General features: G+C 76.4%; 6 protein-coding genes. 5 read left to right on the forward strand and 1 reads right to left on the reverse strand.

Annotated elements, in window-relative coordinates; genetic code table 11:
• The 5 genes from AB0M46_RS41900 to AB0M46_RS41920 all read left to right on the forward strand — a co-directional run.
• Positions 1 to 6,678: type I polyketide synthase (locus AB0M46_RS41900; protein WP_363345464.1), on the forward strand; the 6,678-nt coding region annotated here is incomplete at its 5' end.
• Between the two features lie 35 nt (positions 6,679 to 6,713).
• Positions 6,714 to 12,086: a type I polyketide synthase gene (locus tag AB0M46_RS41905; RefSeq protein ID WP_363345465.1), complete on the forward strand. Its 5,373-nt coding sequence runs from the start codon at positions 6,714 to 6,716 to the stop codon at positions 12,084 to 12,086.
• A complete protein-coding gene (locus AB0M46_RS41910; protein ID WP_363345466.1) occupies positions 12,083 to 15,841 on the forward strand; it encodes an alpha/beta fold hydrolase in 3,759 nt (1,252 codons plus the stop codon). Before AB0M46_RS41905 ends, AB0M46_RS41910 begins: the two co-directional genes overlap by 4 nt.
• Positions 15,838 to 16,206, forward strand: a complete 369-nt coding sequence (locus tag AB0M46_RS41915) for an SRPBCC domain-containing protein (protein ID WP_344619702.1) — start codon at positions 15,838 to 15,840, stop codon at positions 16,204 to 16,206. Before AB0M46_RS41910 ends, AB0M46_RS41915 begins: the two co-directional genes overlap by 4 nt.
• Positions 16,207 to 16,271: 65 nt before the next feature.
• Positions 16,272 to 17,678: an FAD-dependent oxidoreductase gene (locus tag AB0M46_RS41920; protein WP_363345467.1), complete on the forward strand. Its 1,407-nt coding sequence runs from the start codon at positions 16,272 to 16,274 to the stop codon at positions 17,676 to 17,678.
• Positions 17,679 to 18,007: 329 nt separating this feature from the next.
• Here the strand turns inward: AB0M46_RS41920 and AB0M46_RS41925 are convergent, their stop codons facing one another.
• Positions 18,008 to 18,508, reverse strand: a complete 501-nt coding sequence (locus AB0M46_RS41925; protein ID WP_363345468.1) for a MarR family transcriptional regulator — start codon at positions 18,506 to 18,508, stop codon at positions 18,008 to 18,010.
• Positions 18,509 to 18,553 lie beyond the last annotated feature (45 nt).

The raw sequence follows: 18,553 nt of genomic DNA on the forward strand, positions 1-18,553 counted from the left end.
GCCGCGGGGCCGTGGCGCCTGGACACCGTCGGCGGCGGCACCCTCGACGGGCTGTCGCTGGTCCCGGCGCCGGAGTCGCAGGCGCCGCTGGAGCCGGGGCAGGTGCGGGTGGCGGTGCGGGCGGCCGGCCTGAACTTCCGGGACGTGCTGATCGCGCTCGGCATGTACCCGGGCGAGGCCCGCATGGGCAACGAGGGCGCCGGCGTCGTGGTCGAGGCCGGCCCGGGCGCGGGCCGGTTCGCCGTCGGCGACCGGGTGACCGGCCTGCTGCTCGGCGCCTTCGGCCGTGACGCCATCGCCGACGAGCGCACCCTGGCCCGCGTTCCGGACGACTGGTCGTTCGAGCGGGCCGCGTCCGTGCCCATCTGTTACCTGACCGCCTGGTACGGCCTGGCCGATCTCGGCGGTCTTCGGGCGGGTGAGCGGGTACTGATCCACGCGGGCGCGGGTGGCGTGGGCATGGCCGCGATCCAGCTGGCCCGTCGTTGGGGTGCGGAGGTCTTTGCCACGGCGAGTCCGGGCAAGTGGGACACGCTGCGTGGGCTTGGCCTGGACGACGACCACATCGCGTCCTCGCGGGACCTGGGCTTCGCGGAGAAGTTCCCGGCGATGGACGTGGTCCTCAACTCGCTCGCCGGTGAGTTCGTCGACGCGTCGTTCGGTCTGCTGGCCGAGGGCGGGCGGTTCCTGGAGATGGGCAAGACCGACATCCGCGTCACGGACACTCCGGCGGGATACCGGGCCTTCGACCTGCTGGAGGCGGGACCGGACCGGATCGGGGAGCTGCTGGGTGAGATCGTCGGGGCGTTCGAGCCGCTGCCGGTGTCGGCGTTCGACATTCGGGGGGCGGGGGAGGCGTTCCGGTACATGCGGCAGGCGCGGCATGTCGGGAAGATTGTGCTGCGGATGCCCGAGCCGGTCTGGCCGACCGACGGGACCGTGTTGGTCACCGGCGGGACGGGGACGCTCGGTGCGCTGGTTGCCCGGCACCTCGTGGCGAAGCACGGCGTGCGGGATCTGTTGCTGGTGAGCCGTTCGGGTATGGATGCGCCCGGTGCCGAGGAGCTTGCGGCGGAGCTGGGGGCTCGGGTCGTCGCCTGCGATCTGGCCGATCGGGCGGCCGTCGAGCGGCTGCTGGCGTCGGAGACGATCCGGGCGGTGGTGCACACGGCCGGCGTGATCGACGACGGGGTGGTCGAGTCGCTGACCCCGGAGCGGTTGGACGCCGTGTTGCGGCCGAAGGTCGACGCGGCGTGGAACCTGCACGAGCTGACCGGTGATCTGACCGCGTTTGTGTTGTTCTCCTCCGCGGCCGGGGTGTTCGGCAGTCCTGGGCAGGGCAACTATGCGGCGGCGAACACCTTCCTGGATGCGCTCGCGGCGCATCGGCGGGCCGCGGACCTGCCCGCGCACTCGCTCGCGTGGGGGCAGTGGGCGCGCGCCAGCGGGCTCACCGGGCAGCTCGACGAACGCGATCTCGCCCGCATGGCCCGCGGCGGCATCCTGCCCCTCACCGACGAGCAGGGACTCGAGCTGCTCGACGCCGCGGTCGGCTCGCCCCGCCCCGTCCTCGCCCCGATCCGCCTCGACGCGGCCGCGCTGCGGGCCGAGCTCGGCGCGGGCGAGATCCCGCCGCTGTACCGGCGCATGCTGCGCGCCCCCGCCCGCCGGGCCGGCGGCAATGCACCCGCCGGACGGCTCGCCGGCCTCGACGACCGGGAGCGCCGCGAGCGGCTGCTCGCCCTGGTCACCTCGCACGTCGTCGCCGTGCTCGGCCACCCCGAGGGGACCGTCGTCGAGCCCGACCGGGCCTTCCGCGACCTCGGCTTCGACTCGCTCACCGCCGTCGAGCTGCGCAACCGCCTCACCACCGAGACCGGCCTGCGGCTGCCGGCCACGCTCACCTTCGACCATCCGACCCCCGCGGCGCTCGCCGCCCACCTCGACGAGGAGCTGGCCGGCACGCGCCGGGCGGTGGCCAAGGTCGCCACCGCCGTGCGCCGGGACGACGACCCGATCGTCATCGTCGGCATGGCCTGCCGGTACCCCGGCGGCGTCGCCTCCCCGGACGACCTGTGGGACCTGGTCCTCGGCGGCGTCGACGCGGTCGGCGAGTTCCCCGACGACCGCGGCTGGGACCTCGCCGCCCTCTACGACCCCGACCCGGAGCGCACCGGCACCTCGGTCACCCGGCACGGCGGCTTCCTGCGCGACGCCGGCGACTTCGACCCCGGGTTCTTCGGCATCTCGCCGCGCGAGGCCCTGGCCATGGACCCGCAGCAGCGGCTGCTGCTGGAGACCGCCTGGGAGACCTTCGAGCGGGCCGGCGTCGTGCCCGCGGCGCTGCGCGGCAGCCGGACCGGGGTGTTCGTCGGCGCGGTCTCCTCTGGGTACGGCACCGACGTCGGCCCCCTCGACGAGGGCACCGAGGGCTACCTCGGCACCGGCAACATGACCAGCGTCGCCTCCGGCCGGGTGGCGTACGCGTTCGGCCTGGAAGGTCCCGCCGTCACGGTCGACACCGCCTGCTCCTCCTCGCTGGTCGCGCTGCACCTCGCCGCCCAGTCGCTGCGGGCCGGCGAGTGCGACCTGGCCCTGGCCGGCGGCGTCGCGGTGCTGCCCACCCCGGCCGCGTTCATCGAGTTCAGCCGGCAGCGCGGCCTGTCGCCGGACGGGCGCTGCAAGGCCTTCGCCGAGCAGGCCGACGGGGTCGGCTGGTCCGAGGGCGTCGGCCTGCTGCTCGTCGAGCGCCGCTCGGCCGCCGAGCGCCTCGGCCACCGCATCCTCGCCGTGCTGCGCGGCTCGGCGGTCAACTCCGACGGCGCCTCCAACGGCCTGACCGCCCCCAACGGCCCCTCCCAGCAGCGGGTCATCCGCGCCGCGCTGGCCGCCGCCCGGATCGGCCCGGCCGATGTGGACGCCGTAGAGGCGCACGGCACCGGCACGTCGCTGGGCGACCCAATCGAGGCGCAGGCGCTGCTGGCGACCTACGGCCAGGACCGGCCGGCGGACCGTCCACTGTGGCTCGGCTCGATCAAGTCGAACATCGGCCACTCCGCCGCCGCCGCCGGCGTGGCCGGGGTCATCAAGATGGTGCTGGCGATGCGGCACGGGCGGCTGCCGAGGACCCTGCACGTGGACGCGCCGTCGTCCGCGGTCGACTGGGACTCCGGCGCGGTCGCGCTGCTCACCGACGCGGTGCCCTGGCCGGAGGCGGACCGGCCGCGCCGCTGCGCGGTCTCGTCCTTCGGCATCAGCGGCACCAACGCCCACGTCGTGCTGGAGGCCCCACCGGACGCCCGGGTGCCGGACCCCGCGGAGCCGCCGGCCGGTCCGCTGCCCTTCGTGCTCTCCGCCCGCACCGCCCCGGCGCTGCCCGCCCTGGCCGCCCGGCTGCGGGACCGCCTCGACGCCCGGCCCGGCACCGACCCGGCCGCGCTGGCCCACTCGCTGGCCGCCACCCGGTCGGCGCTGGAGCACCGCGCGGTGGTCGTGGCCGAGGACGCCGACGGGCTGCGCGACGCCCTGAGCGCCCTCGCCGGCTCGGGCGTGCACGCCGCCCTCGTCCGGGGCACGGCCGGCCCGCGCCCGCGCCTCGCCGTGGTCTTCTCCGGGCAGGGCGCGCAGCGGCCCGGCATGGGCCGCGAGCTGTACGCCGCATTCCCCGTCTTCGCCGCCGCGTTCGACGAGATCTGCGCCCAGTTCGACCCGCGCCTGCGCGAGATTGTGTTCGGCGAGGACGAGCTGGTGCACCAGACGCAGTGGGCCCAGTGCGGCCTCTTCGCCGTCGAGGTCGCCCTCTTCCGGCTGATCGAGTCGTGGGGCGTCACCCCCGACGTGCTCGCCGGCCACTCCGTCGGCGAGATCGCCGCCGCGCACGTCGCCGGGGTGCTGTCGCTGCCCGACGCCGCCGCGCTGGTGACGGCCCGCGGGCGGCTGATGCAGGCGCTGCCCGGCGGCGGGGGGATGGTGTCGGTGAAGGCGTCGGAGGGGGACGTCACGCCGTACCTCCGCGGCCACGAAGACCTCGTGGGGCTGGCCGCGCTCAACGGGCCCGCCTCGGTCGTGCTCTCCGGCGACGGGCCGGCGCTGACCGCGATCGCCGGACGGCTGGCCGCCGACGGGTTTCGCACCCGCGCGCTGACGGTCTCGCACGCCTTCCACTCGCCGCTGATGGAGCCGATGCTCGCCGAGTTCGGCGCGGCGCTGGCCGGGCTGGCCTTCGAGCCGCCGCGCATCCCGGTCGTCTCCAACCTCACCGGGCGGCTGGCCGGCGGGGACGACCTGCGGACCGTCGACTACTGGGTCCGCCACGTGCGGCGGCCGGTGCGCTTCGCCGAGGGCGTCGCCGCCGCGCGGGAGCAGGGCGCCGACGTGTTCCTGGAGATCGGGCCGCGGGCCGTGCTCGCCTCGATGGTCGAGGAGAACCTGCCCGGGGCGGCCGTCGTGCCCACCCTTCGCGCCGACCGGCCCGAGCCGCCCAGCCTGGTCGCCGCGGCGGGCGCGCTGTGGACCCGCGGGGTGGCGGTCGACTGGTCGCGGCTCACCGGCGCGTCCGGGGTCGTCGAGCTGCCCACCTATCCGTTCCAGCGGCAGCGGTACTGGCTGGAGCCCACGCCCGCCCAAGCCCCCGAGGACCGGGTCGCCGACGCGGCCGAGGCGCGCTTCTGGGCCGCGGTCGAGGGCGGCGACCTCGACGACCTGGCCCGCACGCTGGAGCCCGCCGACCCGCAGGCCCTGGCGCCCGCGCTGCCGGTGCTCAGCACCTGGCGCCGGCGCCGCCGGGAGCAGACGTGGCGCTATCGGGCGGCCTGGGTGCGGTACACCTCCTCGCAAGGACGACCGCCGAACGGCGCCTGGCTGCTCGTGCGCCCGCTCGGCGCCGACCCGTGGACCGACGCCCTCGCCGCCGGGCTGGAGGCGGCCGGCCTCGACGTCGAGTCGCTCACGGTGGACGCGGCCGACGCCGACCTCGTCGAGAAGGCCGTCGCCAACGCCGGGCGCCCGCTGGCCGGCGTGCTGTCCCTGCTCGGCATCGATGAGCGCCCGCACCCGGCCCACCCGGCCGTGCCGGTCGGCGCCGCGGCGACCCTGGCGCTGCTGCGGGCGCTCGAGCCCGGCGGCCCCCCGCTGTGGTGCCTGACCCGCGGCGCGGTCGCCACCGAGGACGGCGAGGCGGTGCCCGGCGCGGCCCAGGCCCAGCTGTGGGGACTCGGCCGGGTCGCCGCCCTGGAGCGCCCCGAACGCTGGGGCGGCCTGGTCGACCTGCCGTCCACGCTCGACGACGCCGCGGCCGCGCGGCTCGCAGCGCTCCTCGCCGCGGCCGACGGGGAGGACCAGTTCGCGGTGCGGGCCGGCGGGGTCCTCGTCCGCCGGGTCGCCGCCGCCGCGGAGGCCGACGCGCCGGGCTGGTCGCCGCGCGGCACCGTGATCGTCACCGCGGAGGGTGACCCGCAGCCGGCGGCCGAGGCGGTCCGCTGGCTCGCCGGGGCGGGCGCCGAGCACATCGTGGTGACCGGGACCGCCGGGCTCGATGGGCTCGACGGCATCCGGTTCACCGTCGAGGACCCCGACCCGGCCGCCCTGGTGGAGCGCTACGGTGCGTCGCTGCGCGCCGTGGTGCACACCGCCGGGCGGCTCGAGCTCGCCGACCTGGACGAGCTGACCGTGGAGCGGTACGCGGCCGTGGTCTCCGCCCGGACCGGCCTCGCCGAGCGGCTGGACGCGGCGCTGGGCGACACCGGGCTCGACGCCTTCGTGGTGTTCTCGTCGGTCGCCGCGCTGTGGGGCAGCCGCGGCCACGGCGCCTGGGCCGCGGCCAACGCCCGGCTTGACGCCTTGGCCGAGGACCGGCGGGCGCGGGGTCTTGCGGCGCTGTCCGTCGCGTGGGGGCTGTGGCAGGCGCGGGACGGCGCCGCGGGCGTGGCCCGGCACGGGCTCAACCCGCTCGATCCGCAGCGGGCCCTGGCCGTGCTCGGGCGGGCGCCCGGCTCGGCGGCGATCGCGGTGGCCGACGTCGACTGGGACCGGTTCGTGCCGCTGTTCACGTCGGTGCGGCCCAGCCGGCTGCTCGACGACCTGGCCCCGGCCCGGCCCGCGCTGGACGCGGCCCGCCGCGAGCCCGGGGCCGGCGAGCCGTCCGGGGCGGCGCTCGCGCTGCGGGCCCGGCTGGCCGGGCTGGGCCCCGACGAGCGCGACGCGGTCCTCACCGATCTGGTCCGCTCGCACGTCGCCGCGGTGCTCGGCCACGCCGACGTCGCCGAGGTCGGGCCGGACCGGGCGTTCAAGGAGCTCGGCTTCGACTCGCTGACCGCGGTCGAGCTGCGCAACCAGCTCGGCGCGGCCACCGGCCTGGACCTGCCGGCCACGCTGGTGTTCGACCACCCGGCGCCGCGCGCAGTGGTGGAGCGGCTGCGCGCGGAGCTGCTGCCGGAGCAGGAGCCGGTCGCCTCCACGCTGCGGGCCGACCTCAACCGCATCGAGGCCAGCCTCGGCTCGGCCGCGGTCGCCGAGGAGGAGCGGGCCGAGATCACCCGCCGCCTGCAGGCGATCCTGGCCCGCTGGCAGGCCGCCGGCGCCTCCGCCGAAACCGCCTCGGAGAGCGTCTCCGAGCGCCTGCAGGACGCCAGCGACGACGAGATGTTCGCCTTCATCCGCACCCAGCTCGGGAGGTCGTGACGTGGGAACCGTTGGACGCCACGGGGGGACCGGCGATGGCCACTGAGCAGCAGCTGCGCGAGTACCTGCGGCTGGTCACGGTCGAGCTGGCCGAGACCAGGCAGCGGATGCTCGACCTGGAGTCGGCCGGCGCCGAGCCGATCGCCGTCGTCGGCATGGCCTGCCGCTTCCCGGGCGGCGTGCGCTCCGCGGCCGACCTGTGGGCGCTGGTGTCCGCCGGCCGCGACGCCATCGGCGGCTTCCCCGAGGACCGGGGCTGGGACCTGGAGGCGCTGTACGACCCCGACCCCGACCGTCCCGGCTCGGTCTACACCCGCGAGGGCGGCTTCCTCTACGACGCCAGCGAGTTCGACAACGCCTTCTTCGGCATCTCCCCGCGCGAGGCCCTGGCCATGGACCCGCAGCAGCGCCTCCTGCTGGAGACCGCCTGGGAGGCCTTCGAGCACGCCGGCATCGACCCGGCCGGCGTGAAGGGCAGCCGGACCGGCGTGTTCGTCGGCGCGCTGGCCTCCGGGTACGGCGCCGGCCTGGACGACCTGCCGGAGGGGGTGGAGGGGTACGTCGGCACCGGCGTCTCGGCCAGCGTCGCCTCCGGAAGGATCTCCTACGTCCTGGGCCTGGAAGGCCCGGCGGTCACCGTCGACACCGCCTGCTCCTCGTCGCTGGTCGCGCTGCACCTGGCGGTCCGCTCGCTGCGCCTCGGCGAGTCGTCGCTCGCGCTGGTCGGCGGGGCCACGATCCTGCCCACCCCGGCCGGGTTCATCGAGTTCAGCCGGCAGCGCGGCCTGGCCGGCGACGGGCGGTGCAAGCCGTTCTCGGCCGACGCGGACGGCTTCGGCTTCGGCGAGGGCGTCGCCATGATGATCGTCGAGCGGCTGGCCGACGCCCGCCGGGCCGGGCACCCGGTGCTGGCCGTCGTGCGCGGCTCCGCGGTGAACTCCGACGGCGCCTCCAACGGCCTGACCGCCCCGCGCGGGCCGGCCCAGCAGGACGTGATCCGGGCCGCGCTCGCCGACGCCCGGCTCAACGCCGAGCAGGTCGACGCCGTCGAGGCGCACGGCACCGGCACGTCGCTGGGCGACCCGATCGAGGCCCAGGCGCTGCTGGCCACCTACGGCCGGGATCGGGACCGCCCGTTGTGGCTCGGCTCGGTGAAGTCGAACATCGGGCACACCCAGGCCGCCGCCGGCATCGCGGGCGTCATGAAGATGGTCGAGGCGCTGCGCCACGGGGTGCTGCCCCGCACCCTGCACGCCGAGCGGCCATCGGAGCAGGTCGACTGGTCGGGCGGCGCGGTGCGGCTGCTGCAGGAGGCCCGCCCGTGGCCGGCCGGCGACCGGCCGCGCCGCGCCGCCGTCTCGGCGTTCGGCATGAGCGGCACCAACGCCCACGTCATCCTCGAAGCGGTTCCCGCCGCCGAGGACAGTTCCCGTGAAGGCCTCGCCCCGTGCGTGCTGTCGGCGCGGTCGGCCGCGGCGCTGCGGGACCGGGCCGCGCAGCTGCGGGCCCACCTGCTCGCCCACCCGGATCTGACGCCGGCCGCGGTCGTGCCGACGCTCGCCGCCGGACGGGCGCTCTTCGACCACCGGGCCGTGGTGCTCGCCGCCGACCGCGACGAGCTGCTCGCCGGCCTGGCCGCCCTCGCGTCCGGCGAGCCGGCCGCCCAGCTCGTCCAGGGCGTGGCCGCCGGCCCGCTCGCCCCTGTGCTGGTCTTCCCCGGCCAGGGCTCCCAGTGGCCCGCCATGGCCGCCGAGCTGCTCGACGCCGAGCCCGTTTTCGCCGAGCGGATCGCCGAGTGCGCCGCGGCCCTGGCGCCGTTCGTGGACTGGTCGCTCGACGACGTGCTGCGGCAGCGGCCCGGCGCGCCCGGGCTCGACCGGGTCGACGTGGTCCAGCCCGCGCTGTGGGCGGTCATGGTCTGCCTCGCCCACGTGTGGCGGGAGGCCGGCGTGCGGCCCGCGGCCGTCATCGGGCACTCGCAGGGCGAGATCGCCGCCGCGGTCGTGGCCGGTGGGCTCGCCCTCGCCGACGGGGCGCGGGCGGTGGCGCTGCGCAGCCGGGCGCTGACCGCGCTGTCGGGCAAGGGCGGCATGGTGTCCCTGCCCGAGCCGGCCGACGCGGCCGCCGCGCGGATCGCCGCCTGGGGCGAGCGGCTCTCGCTGGCCGCCGTCAACGGGCCCGAGGCCACCGTGGTCTCCGGCGACGCCGACGCCCTCGACGAGCTGCTGGCCCGGTGCGAGGCGGCGGGGTTGCGGGCCAAGCGCATCCCGGTCGACTACGCCTCCCATTCCGCGCAGGTCGACGCGATCCGCGAGGACGTGCTGGCCGCGCTCAAGGAGATCACGCCGCGGGCCGGGGACGTCGCGCTGATCTCGTCCGTCGACGGCGAGCCGCTCGACACGGCCGGCATGGACGCGGGGTACTGGTTCACCAACCTGCGCCGTACCGTGCGCTTCGACGCCGCCGTCCGCCGCGCGATCGGCGCCGGGCACCGCGCCTTCGTCGAGGTCAGCCCGCACCCGGTGCTCACCGGCGGGGTGCAGGCGACCTGCGAGGCGCTGGGCGTCGACGCGGCCGTCACCGGGACGCTGCGCCGCGACGACGGGGGCCGGGCGCGGCTGCTGGCCTCCTTCGCCGAGGCGTTCGTGCGGGGCGTGCCGGTCGACTGGGCCCGGCTCACGGCCGGCGGCGGCGAGCGGGTGGAGCTGCCGACGTACCCGTTCCAGCGCCGCCGCTTCTGGCTGGACAACGGCGCAGGGGGCGCCGACGTGGCCGGCGCGGGGCTGGCCGGGGCGGACCACCCGCTGCTCGGGGCGGCCGTCGCGGTGGCGCACCGGGACGAGTTCCTGCTGACCGGGCGGCTGTCGCTGCGCACCCACCCGTGGCTGGCCGACCACGCGGTCGCCGACACCGTGCTGCTGCCCGGCACCGGCTTCGTCGAGCTCGCGCTGCGGGCCGGCCAGGAGACCGGCTGCGGGGAGCTGGCCGAGCTGACGCTCGAGACGCCGCTGACGCTGGGCGGGGCGGGTGCCGTACAGCTGCAGGTCTGGATCGGTGAGCCGGACGGGGACGGGCGGCGGGCGCTCACCGTCCACTCGCGCCGGGAAGAGGAGGACGCGTGGACCCGGCACGCGGTCGGCGAGCTGGCCCCCGGCGCGCCCGAAGCCCCCGGCGGCCCACCGGCGCAGTGGCCGCCGAGCGGCGCCCGACCCGTGCCGCTCGACGGTTTCTACCGCAACACCTTCGAGTCCGGGTACGGCTACGGCCCGGTCTTCCAGGGCCTGCGCGCCGCCTGGCGCCTCGGCGACGACGTCTACGCCGAGATCGCCCTCCCGGAGGACCGCCGCGACGAGGCGGCCCGATTCGGACTGCACCCCGCCCTGCTCGACGCGGCGCAGCACGCCATCGGCTTGCTCGAGCCGGCCGATCAGGAGCGGCTGCGGCTGCCGTTCGCCTGGGCCGGCGTGCGCCTCTTCGCGGCTGGCGCGACCGCCCTGCGGGTGCGGCTGAGCCCGGCCGGCTCCGCGGTCCGCATGGACGTTGCCGACGCCGCCGGCCGCCCGGTCGCCCGCGTCGAGTCCCTCGTCCTGCGCCCGGTCTCGGCCGAGCAGCTGCGCCAGGCCGACGGCGACGGCTCCCTCTTCCGCGTCGAGTGGCACCCGATCGCCCTCGGCTCGCCGCGGCCCCTGCCCGACCTGGACGCCCTGCCCGACCCCGTGCCCCCGTTCGTCGGGCTGCACGTCGGCAGTGAGCCGGGCGACGACCTCGCGGCGTCCGCGCGGGCCACGGCGGTGACCGCGCTCGGCACCGTGCAGCGCTGGCTGACCGACGAGCGCTGCGCGGACGCCAAGCTGGTTGTAGTGACCCGCGGCGCGGTCGCGGCCGGCCCCGGCGAGGACGTGCCGGACCTGGCCGCCGCCCCGCTCTGGGGCCTCCTGCGCGCCGCCCAGGCCGAGAACCCGGACCGCTTCCTGCTGGTCGACCACGACGGCACGCCCGAGTCCCTGGCCACGCTGCCCGCGATCCTCGACACCGACGAGCCGCAGGTGGCCATCCGCAACGGCACGCCCCTGGCCGCCCGCCTGGTCCGGGCCGAACCGGACGAGACCGAGCCGCCGGACCTGGGCGACGGAACCGTGCTCATCACGGGAGGCACCGGCGCGCTGGGCGCGCTGCTGGCCCGGCACCTCGTCCACGAGCGCGGCGTGCGGAGTCTCCTGCTGCTCAGCCGGCGCGGACCCGAGGCGCCCGGCGCGGCCGCGCTGGCCGGCGAGCTCGAGGCGGCCGGCGCCGAGGTGGCCGTGGTGGCCGCCGACGTCGCCGACCGCGCCCAGCTCGACGCCGCGCTGGACGGCATCCGGCTCACCGGCGTGATCCACACCGCCGGCACCATGGACGACGGCATCATCGGCTCCCTCACCCCGCAGCGCCTCGAGCACGTGCTGCGGCCCAAGGTCGACGCCGTGGTCAACCTCCACGCGGCCACCCGCGACCGGCCACTGTCGGCGTTCGTGCTCTTCTCCTCGGTCGCCGGCGTGCTCGGCAACCCGGGCCAGGCCAACTACGCCGCCGCCAACGCGTTCCTGGACGCGATGGCCCACCACCGGCGGGCGGCCGGGCTGCCCGCCGTCTCGCTCGCCTGGGGCCTGTGGGAGGAGGCCAGCGAGATGACCGGCCACCTCGGCGAGGCGCAGCGGCGGCGGATGAACCGGGGCAGCACGGTACCGCTGAGCGCCGCGGACGGACTGAGCGTCCTCGACCGGGTCGGCTCCTTCGGCGCCCCGCTCCTCGTGCCGGTCCGCTTCGACCTGCCGGCGCTGCGCGCGGTGGCCGCCAACGGCCCGCTCCCGGGCGTGCTGCGCGGCCTGGTCCGCGCCCCGGTGCGCCGCATCGCCGACGACGGCGGGGGAGCGGCCGGCCTGCAGGCCCGGCTGCGCGGCCTCGGCCCGGACGAGCGCGGGCGCGAGCTGGTCGAGTTCGTCCGCGGGCACGTCGCCGCGGTCCTCGGCCACGGCTCGGCCGCCGAGGTGGCGCCCGAGACCGCGTTCGGCGAGCTGGGCTTCGACTCGCTCACCTCGCTCGCCCTGCGCAACCGGCTCAACGGTGCCACCGGGCTGCGGCTGCCGGCCGGCCTGGTCTTCGACTTCCCGACCCCGGCCCTGGTGGCCGGGCACATCTTCGAGCAGCTCGGCGGCGACGAGCCCGACGAGGACGCGCAGACCCGCCGGCTGCTCGCGGAGATCCCCCTGGAGCGGCTGCGCGAGCACGGGCTGCTGGAGCCGCTGCTGCGCCTGGCCCCGAACGCGGACCGCAGCGGCGAACCGGAGCCGGAAGAGGCGAGCGAGATCGCCACGATGGACGTGGACGATCTCGTCAGCCTGGCGCTGAACGAGTGGAGCCAGGAATGAGTCCGACCGAGGCCCGCGTCGTCGAGGCGCTGCGCGCGGCGATGACCGAGAACGAGCGGCTGCGCAAGGAGAACCGGAGGCTGACCGCGGCCGGCGGCGAGCCGATCGCGGTGGTCGGGACCGCCTGCCGGTTCCCCGGCGGGGTCAACTCGCCCGAGGACCTGTGGGAGCTGGTGCGCACCGGCGGCGACGCGGTCGGCGGCTTCCCGGACGACCGGGGCTGGGACCTGGCGGCGCTGGACGGCGACATCAGCCTCGAAGGCGGCTTCCTCGCCGACGCGGGCGGCTTCGACCCGGTGTTCTTCGGCATCTCGCCGCGCGAGGCCCCGGCCATGGACCCGCAGCAGCGGGTGCTGCTGGAGGCCGCGTGGGAGGCCTTCGAGCGGGCCGGCATCGACCCGCGCGGCGTCCGCGGCAGCCGGACCGGGGTCTTCGCCGGCGTGATGTACCACGACTACGGCGCCCGGCTCACCGACGTCCCGCCGAGCGTCGCCGGCTACCTGGGCACCGGCAGCGCGAGCAGCGTGGTGTCCGGCCGCGTCGCCTACACGCTCGGCCTGGAGGGGCCCGTCCTCACCGTGGACACCGCGTGCTCGTCGTCGCTGGTGGCGGTACACCTGGCAGTTCAGGCCATCCGAGCCGGCGAGTGCACCATGGCGCTGGCCGGCGGGGTCACCGTGATGTCCAACCCGGCGGTCTTCGTGGAGTTCAGCCGGCAGCGCGGGCTGGCCGGCGACGGGCGGTGCAAGTCGTTCGCGGCCGCGGCCGACGGCGCCGGGTTCTCCGAGGGCGTGGGCGTGCTGCTGCTGGAGCGGCTGGCCGACGCCCGCCGCAACGGCCGGCGCATCCTGGCCGTGATCCGCGGCTCGGCGGTCAACTCCGATGGCGCCTCCAACGGCCTCACCGCCCCGAACGGCCCGTCCCAGCAGCGGGTCATCCGCCAGGCGCTGGCCAACGCGGGCCTGCGAGCGTCCGACGTGGACGTCGTCGAGGCCCACGGCACCGGCACCACGCTCGGCGACCCGATCGAGGCCCACGCGCTCATGGCCACCTACGGCCAGGACCGCAGCGAGCCGTTTCGCCTCGGCTCCGTCAAGTCCAACCTCGGGCACACCCAGGGCGCGGCCGGGGTGGCCGGCGTGCTCAAGATGATCGAGGCCATGCGGCACGGGCTCGCGCCCAGGACCCTGCACGTGGACGCGCCCTCGCCGCACATCGACTGGTCCGCCGGAGCGGTCCGGCTGCTGAGCGAGGCGGAGCCGTGGCCGGCGAGCGACCGCCCGCGCCGGGCCGCGGTCTCCTCGTTCGGCATCAGCGGCACCAACGCCCACGTCGTGCTGGAGGAGGCGCCGGCCGACCAGCCCTCGCCGCGCCCGGCGGCCCCGGCGGCCCGGCCGCTGCCGTTCGTGCTCTCCGCCCGGACCGAGCCGGCCCTGCGCGCCCTGGCCGGGCGCCTGGCCGACCGCGTCGCCGCCGGGGTGGACCTCACGGACCTCGGCCACGCGCTGGTGGCCACCCGCCCGGCCTTCGAGCACCGGGCCGCCGTCGTGGCCGCCGACGCCGAGGCCTTGGAGGCCGCACTGCGCGGGCCCGGGCTCGTCGCCGGCGTGGCCGGAAAGGGACGGCGGCTGGCCGCGCTGTTCTCCGGCCAGGGCGCCCAGCGGCCGGGCATGGGCCGTGAGCTGTACGCCGCGTTCCCCCTCTTCGCCGAGGCGTTCGACGAGGTGCTGGCCCTCCTCGACCCGGGGGTGCGGGAGGCGATGGCCACGGAGGCGGTGCACCGGACCGAGTTCGCGCAGCCGGCCCTCTTCGCCGTCGAGGTCGCCCTGTTCCGGCTGCTGACCGCGTGGGGCCTGCGGTTCGAGGCGGTGGCCGGGCACTCGGTCGGCGAGATCGCCGCCGCCCACGTGGCCGGGGCGCTGTCCCTGCCCGACGCGGCCGCGCTGGTCTCCGCCCGGGGGCGGCTCATGCAGGCGCTGCCCGAGGGCGGCGCGATGGTCGCCGTGCACGCCACCGAGGCCGAGGTGCTCGCCGCGCTGGAGGGCCGCGAGGACCGGGCCGGCATCGCCGCGCTCAACGCGCCCGACTCGGTCGTGGTGTCGGGGGAGGAGGCCGCCGTCCTGGAGGTGGCCCGGGGCTTCGCCGACGCGGGCCGCAAGACCCGCCGGCTGACCGTTTCCCACGCCTTCCACTCGCCGCTGATGGAGCCGATGCTCGCCGAGTTCGCCGAGGCGGCCGCGGGGATCGCGGTGCGGGAGCCGGCGCTGCGGCTGGTCAGCGGGTCCAGCGGGCGGCCGGTCGGCGCGGCCGAGCTGGGCACCGCCGAATACTGGGTGCGCCAGGTGCGCCGGCCGGTGCGCTTCGCCGACGCCGTGGCCGCGCTGCGCTCCGGGGGCGCGGACGCGTTCCTGGAGGTCGGGCCGTCCGCGGCGCTGGCCTCGATGGCCGAGCGCTGCCTGGCCGGGGACGGCGAGGCCGTGGTCGTGGCGGCGCAGCGGGCCGAGCGCCCGGAGGCGGGCACCGCGCTCGGCGCCGCCGGCCGGTTGTGGGCCGCCGGCGCGCCGGTCGCCTGGAGGGAGCTCTTCGCCGGCCACGACCCCGCGCCGGTCGACCTGCCGACGTATCCCTTCCAGCGCCGCCGGTACTGGCTGTCGGCCTCTTTCGCGGGGTCCGTCCCGCTGCCCGAGCCGGTGGCCGAGATCGAGGCCGAGGCCCCGGCCGATCTGTTCGCGTTCGTGCGGGCCCAGGTCGCCGGGGTGCTCGAGTACGGTTCGGCCGGCGAGGTCGACCCCGACCGCGAGTTCCTGGAGCTGGGCTTCGACTCCCTCGCCGCCGTCGAGCTGGGCCGGCGCCTCCGGTCGGCGACGGGGGCCGAGCTGCCGCCGACCTTGATATTCGACCATCCGACGGTACGGGCACTGGCCGCCCACCTCGAACACTCGGGCGCAGCGGTGGCCGAAACCGGGGGCGGGACGCTCGGCGCGATGTTCGTGGAGGCCTGCCGCGCGGGCCGGTTCGCCGAGGCGCACGAGCTGTCCACCCGGCTGGCCGAGTTCCGCCCGCAGTTCCGCACCGCCGCCGAGGCGCCCGTCCACCCGCGCTGGGTCCGCCTGGCCAAGGGCCCGTCCCGGCCCGTGCTGCTGTGCTTCCCGTCGTTCGTGTGGAAACCGTCGGCGCACCATTACACCCGCTTCGCCGCGCAATTCTCCGGCGTCCGCGATGTCTCCGTCGTGCAGCTGCCCGGCTTTTCCGCGGGCGAGCCACTCCCGCGGGACGCCGAGGCCCTCGGCGGCATTTTGGCGGATGCGGTACGGCGGGATTTCGACCCGTCCGAGGCGGTCCTCGTGGGCCATTCCTCCGGCGGGTACCTGGCCCGCCTGGCGGCCCGCCGCCTCGACCCCGCCGGGGTGGTGCTGCTGGACACCCCGGCGTGGGACGGCCCGGCTGGCGGGCACGACCAGGACTGGCTGGCCGCCCTGCACAAGGTGCTGATCGAGCAGGGCGGAGCGGACGGCGACGACGCCTGGGTCACCGCCCGGGCCCGCTACTTCAACCTCGACCTGGGTGCCCCGCCGCCGGCGGTGCCGACCCTGTCCGTGCGCGCCGCCGAGTCCCTCGGCCCGGGCGGCACGACGATTCCCGACGACGCCGTGGAGGTGCCCGGAAATCACTTCAGTATATTGATGGACGAAAATGTAAAGTACACTGCATCGGTAGTCGAGAAATGGCTCGAATCAGCGGGAGGAAAGCAATGAGCGACGCACGCGACATCATCGTCGAGGCCCCGGTCGAGAACGTCTGGTCGGTCCTCACCGACGTCAACCTGATCGCCAAGTGGTTCGGCGAGGCCGAGCACGACATCGACAAGCTCGCCCCCGGCGGCCTGATGACCTTCAAGTTCAAGCAGGGCTCGGAGCTCTACGCGCGGATCATCGAGGTCGAGCCGCTGCGCGTCTTCTCGTACCGCGTCATCAGCAAGGTCACCGACGAGGAGCCGACCGACGCCAACTCGCGGCTGATCCGCTTCACGCTGGCCCCCGAGGGCGACAAGACCCGCCTGGGCCTGGAGGAGAGCAACTCGCACCTCGACGCGATCAAGGCGCTGGCCGAGAACCTGTAACCCGCCTCCCGGGCGTGGGCGGCCCGATCGGCCCGCCCACGCCCGCGGCCCTGGAGAGGAGCGCAGTGACAACCCACGCCGTAGTCCTGGGCGGCGGCCTCGCCGGCATGCTGGCGGCCTCGGTCCTGGCCCGCCGCGTCGACGCCGTGACCGTCGTCGACCGCGACAAGCTGCCGGACGGCCCGGAGTTTCGCAAGGGCGTGCCCCAGGCCCGCCACGCGCATCTGCTGATGTCCGGCGGTGCGCGGGTCATCGAGCGGCTGCTGCCCGGCGTCACCGACCGTCTGCTGGCCGAGGGCGCCCACCGGGTCGGGGTGCCGGAGCAGGTGGTGTGGCTGACGGCGTACGGCTGGCAGCACCGCTTCCCGCAGACCCAGTTCATCATCAGCGCCGGCCGCCCCATGCTCGACTGGGTGGTGCGCGACGAGGTGCTGCGCCACCACCCGAACGTCGCCACGATGCCGTCCACCGAGGCCCTGGGCCCGCTGGGCGACGCGAACCGGATCGCCGGTGTGCGCGTGCGCGGGGTCGAGACCGGCGAGACGACGGACCTCGGGGCCGACCTGGTCGTCGACGCCACCGGCCGCGGCTCCCAGCTGAAGCGCTGGCTGGCCGCGCTGGGCCTGCCCCCGGTCGAGCAGGACACGGTCGACGCGGGTATCGCCTACGCCACCCGCATCTTCCGCGCCCCGGACGGCGCCCGGGCCTTCCCCCTGGTGAACGTCCTGGCCGACCACCGCGTCCCGCGCCCGGGCCGCAACGCCTCCCTCGCCCCGATCGAGGGCGGCCGCTGGATCGTCACTCTCTCGGGCACGCGCGGCGCTGAGCCCCCGACCGACGAGGACGGCTTCGCCGAGTTCGCCCGCAGCATGCGCGACCCGCTCATCGCCGACCTGATCGCCGTGGCCGAGCCGCTGACGGCGGTGCAGGGCTCGCGCAGCAGCGCCAACCGCAGGCTGTACTACGAACGCCTGCCCGCCTGGCCGGAGGGCCTGGTCGCCCTGGGCGACGCGGTGGCCGCGTTCAACCCGGTCTACGGTCACGGCATGAGCGTGGCCGCACACAGCGCCGCCGCGCTGGACGAGGGCCTGGCCGAGGCGGGCCTGACCGGCGGCGCCGCCGGGCGCATCCAGCGGGCGGTGGGCGCCCGGGCCGACGACGCCTGGCTGCTGGCCGCGTCCCAGGACCTGTGCTACCCGAACTGCCGGGCCGAGGTGAACGACCCGCGGCTCTCCCCGAGCGTGCTGGCCCAGCGCCGCAGCTTCTCCGACCTGATCGGCGCGACGGCGCTGCGCGACCCGGCGGTGAGCGCGGCCGCGACCAAGGTGACCACGCTCTCGGAGCCGATCAGCAGCCTGGAGTCGCCGCAGGTCGTCACGGCGCTGCGGCGGGCCAAGGGGCGCCCGGCCCTGAGCGCCCCGCCGCTGTCCGACGACGAGCGCGCCGTCCTCCGGGTGGGCGAGCCGGCCTGACCCAGCTCCGCGGCCTACGTCCGCTCCTCGTTGGTCGGGCGCGCCGTTGGGTGAGCCGGCCCAATTCGGCTTCGCGGTTTACGTCCGGTCTTCGTGATCGGGCGTAAGCCGCGAAGATGAGCGCGCCGTTTGGGTGTGCTGGCCGTTTGGCGATGCGTCGGTAGCATTCGCCGAGGAAGGTGCTGGTTCTGGCGGCTGCGGCGGCGGCTTCGCCGAGGGACCGTCGTGGTCGTCGGGGCTGCTCGTGGGTGGTGCCGCGGCGGGCCGAGGGTCGCAGCGGCCCCTTCTCGGTCAGTTTGGCCAGCCACACCGCGTCGGTTAACCCGCGTTCAGCTCGCGGCGCCTCGGGACTGGCGCTCGCGCCAGCGGGCGATCATGTCGGGGACCTCCTGGTCCAGGAAGACGAAGAAGTCGAGGGTCTCCGACAGGCGCCGCCCCGCGGGCGTGGCCGCCCCCACGGCGTCGATGCCGGCCCGCAGGCTCTCGTTCCAGAAGTCGAGGATCTGCATCCGGCGGGTCAGGACCTCTTGCCAGACGTGCTCGTAGACGCGGTACACGTCCCGGCGCGAGCCGGGCTCCCGCTCGCGGAGCACCACGTTCACCTGGATGAGGAACCGCACCGCCCCGGACACGGCGGCCGAGCTGATCCGTAGCTGCTCGGAGAGCTCGGCGGACGTCAGGCTCCCGGAGTCGGCGGCGAGCAGGGCGACGAACACCCGGGCCGCCATCGGCGGGAAGCCCGCCTGGGCCAGGGTGGAGGCGAACCGCTCGACGAAGCGCGAGACCGCGGTCTCGTCACGTGCCGCGGCGTCCGCGGACGTCTGGCTCACGTCTGAGCTCACCTGCTCCTCCGCCCAGTCCCTTCTGAGGATCGG

The sequence above is a fragment of the Dactylosporangium sp. NPDC051485 genome, assembly GCF_040682015.1.
Classification (GTDB): Bacteria; Actinomycetota; Actinomycetes; order Mycobacteriales; family Micromonosporaceae; genus Dactylosporangium.

What these genes read in the sequence shown, in the direction of transcription:
- AB0M46_RS41905 (WP_363345465.1), top strand. Translation starts at nt 6,714, where the DNA reads ATGGCCACTGAGCAGCAGCTGCGCGAGTACCTGCGGCTGGTCACGGTC.
- AB0M46_RS41910 (WP_363345466.1), top strand. Translation starts at nt 12,083, where the DNA reads ATGAGTCCGACCGAGGCCCGCGTCGTCGAGGCGCTGCGCGCGGCGATG.
- AB0M46_RS41915 (WP_344619702.1), top strand. Translation starts at nt 15,838, where the DNA reads ATGAGCGACGCACGCGACATCATCGTCGAGGCCCCGGTCGAGAACGTC.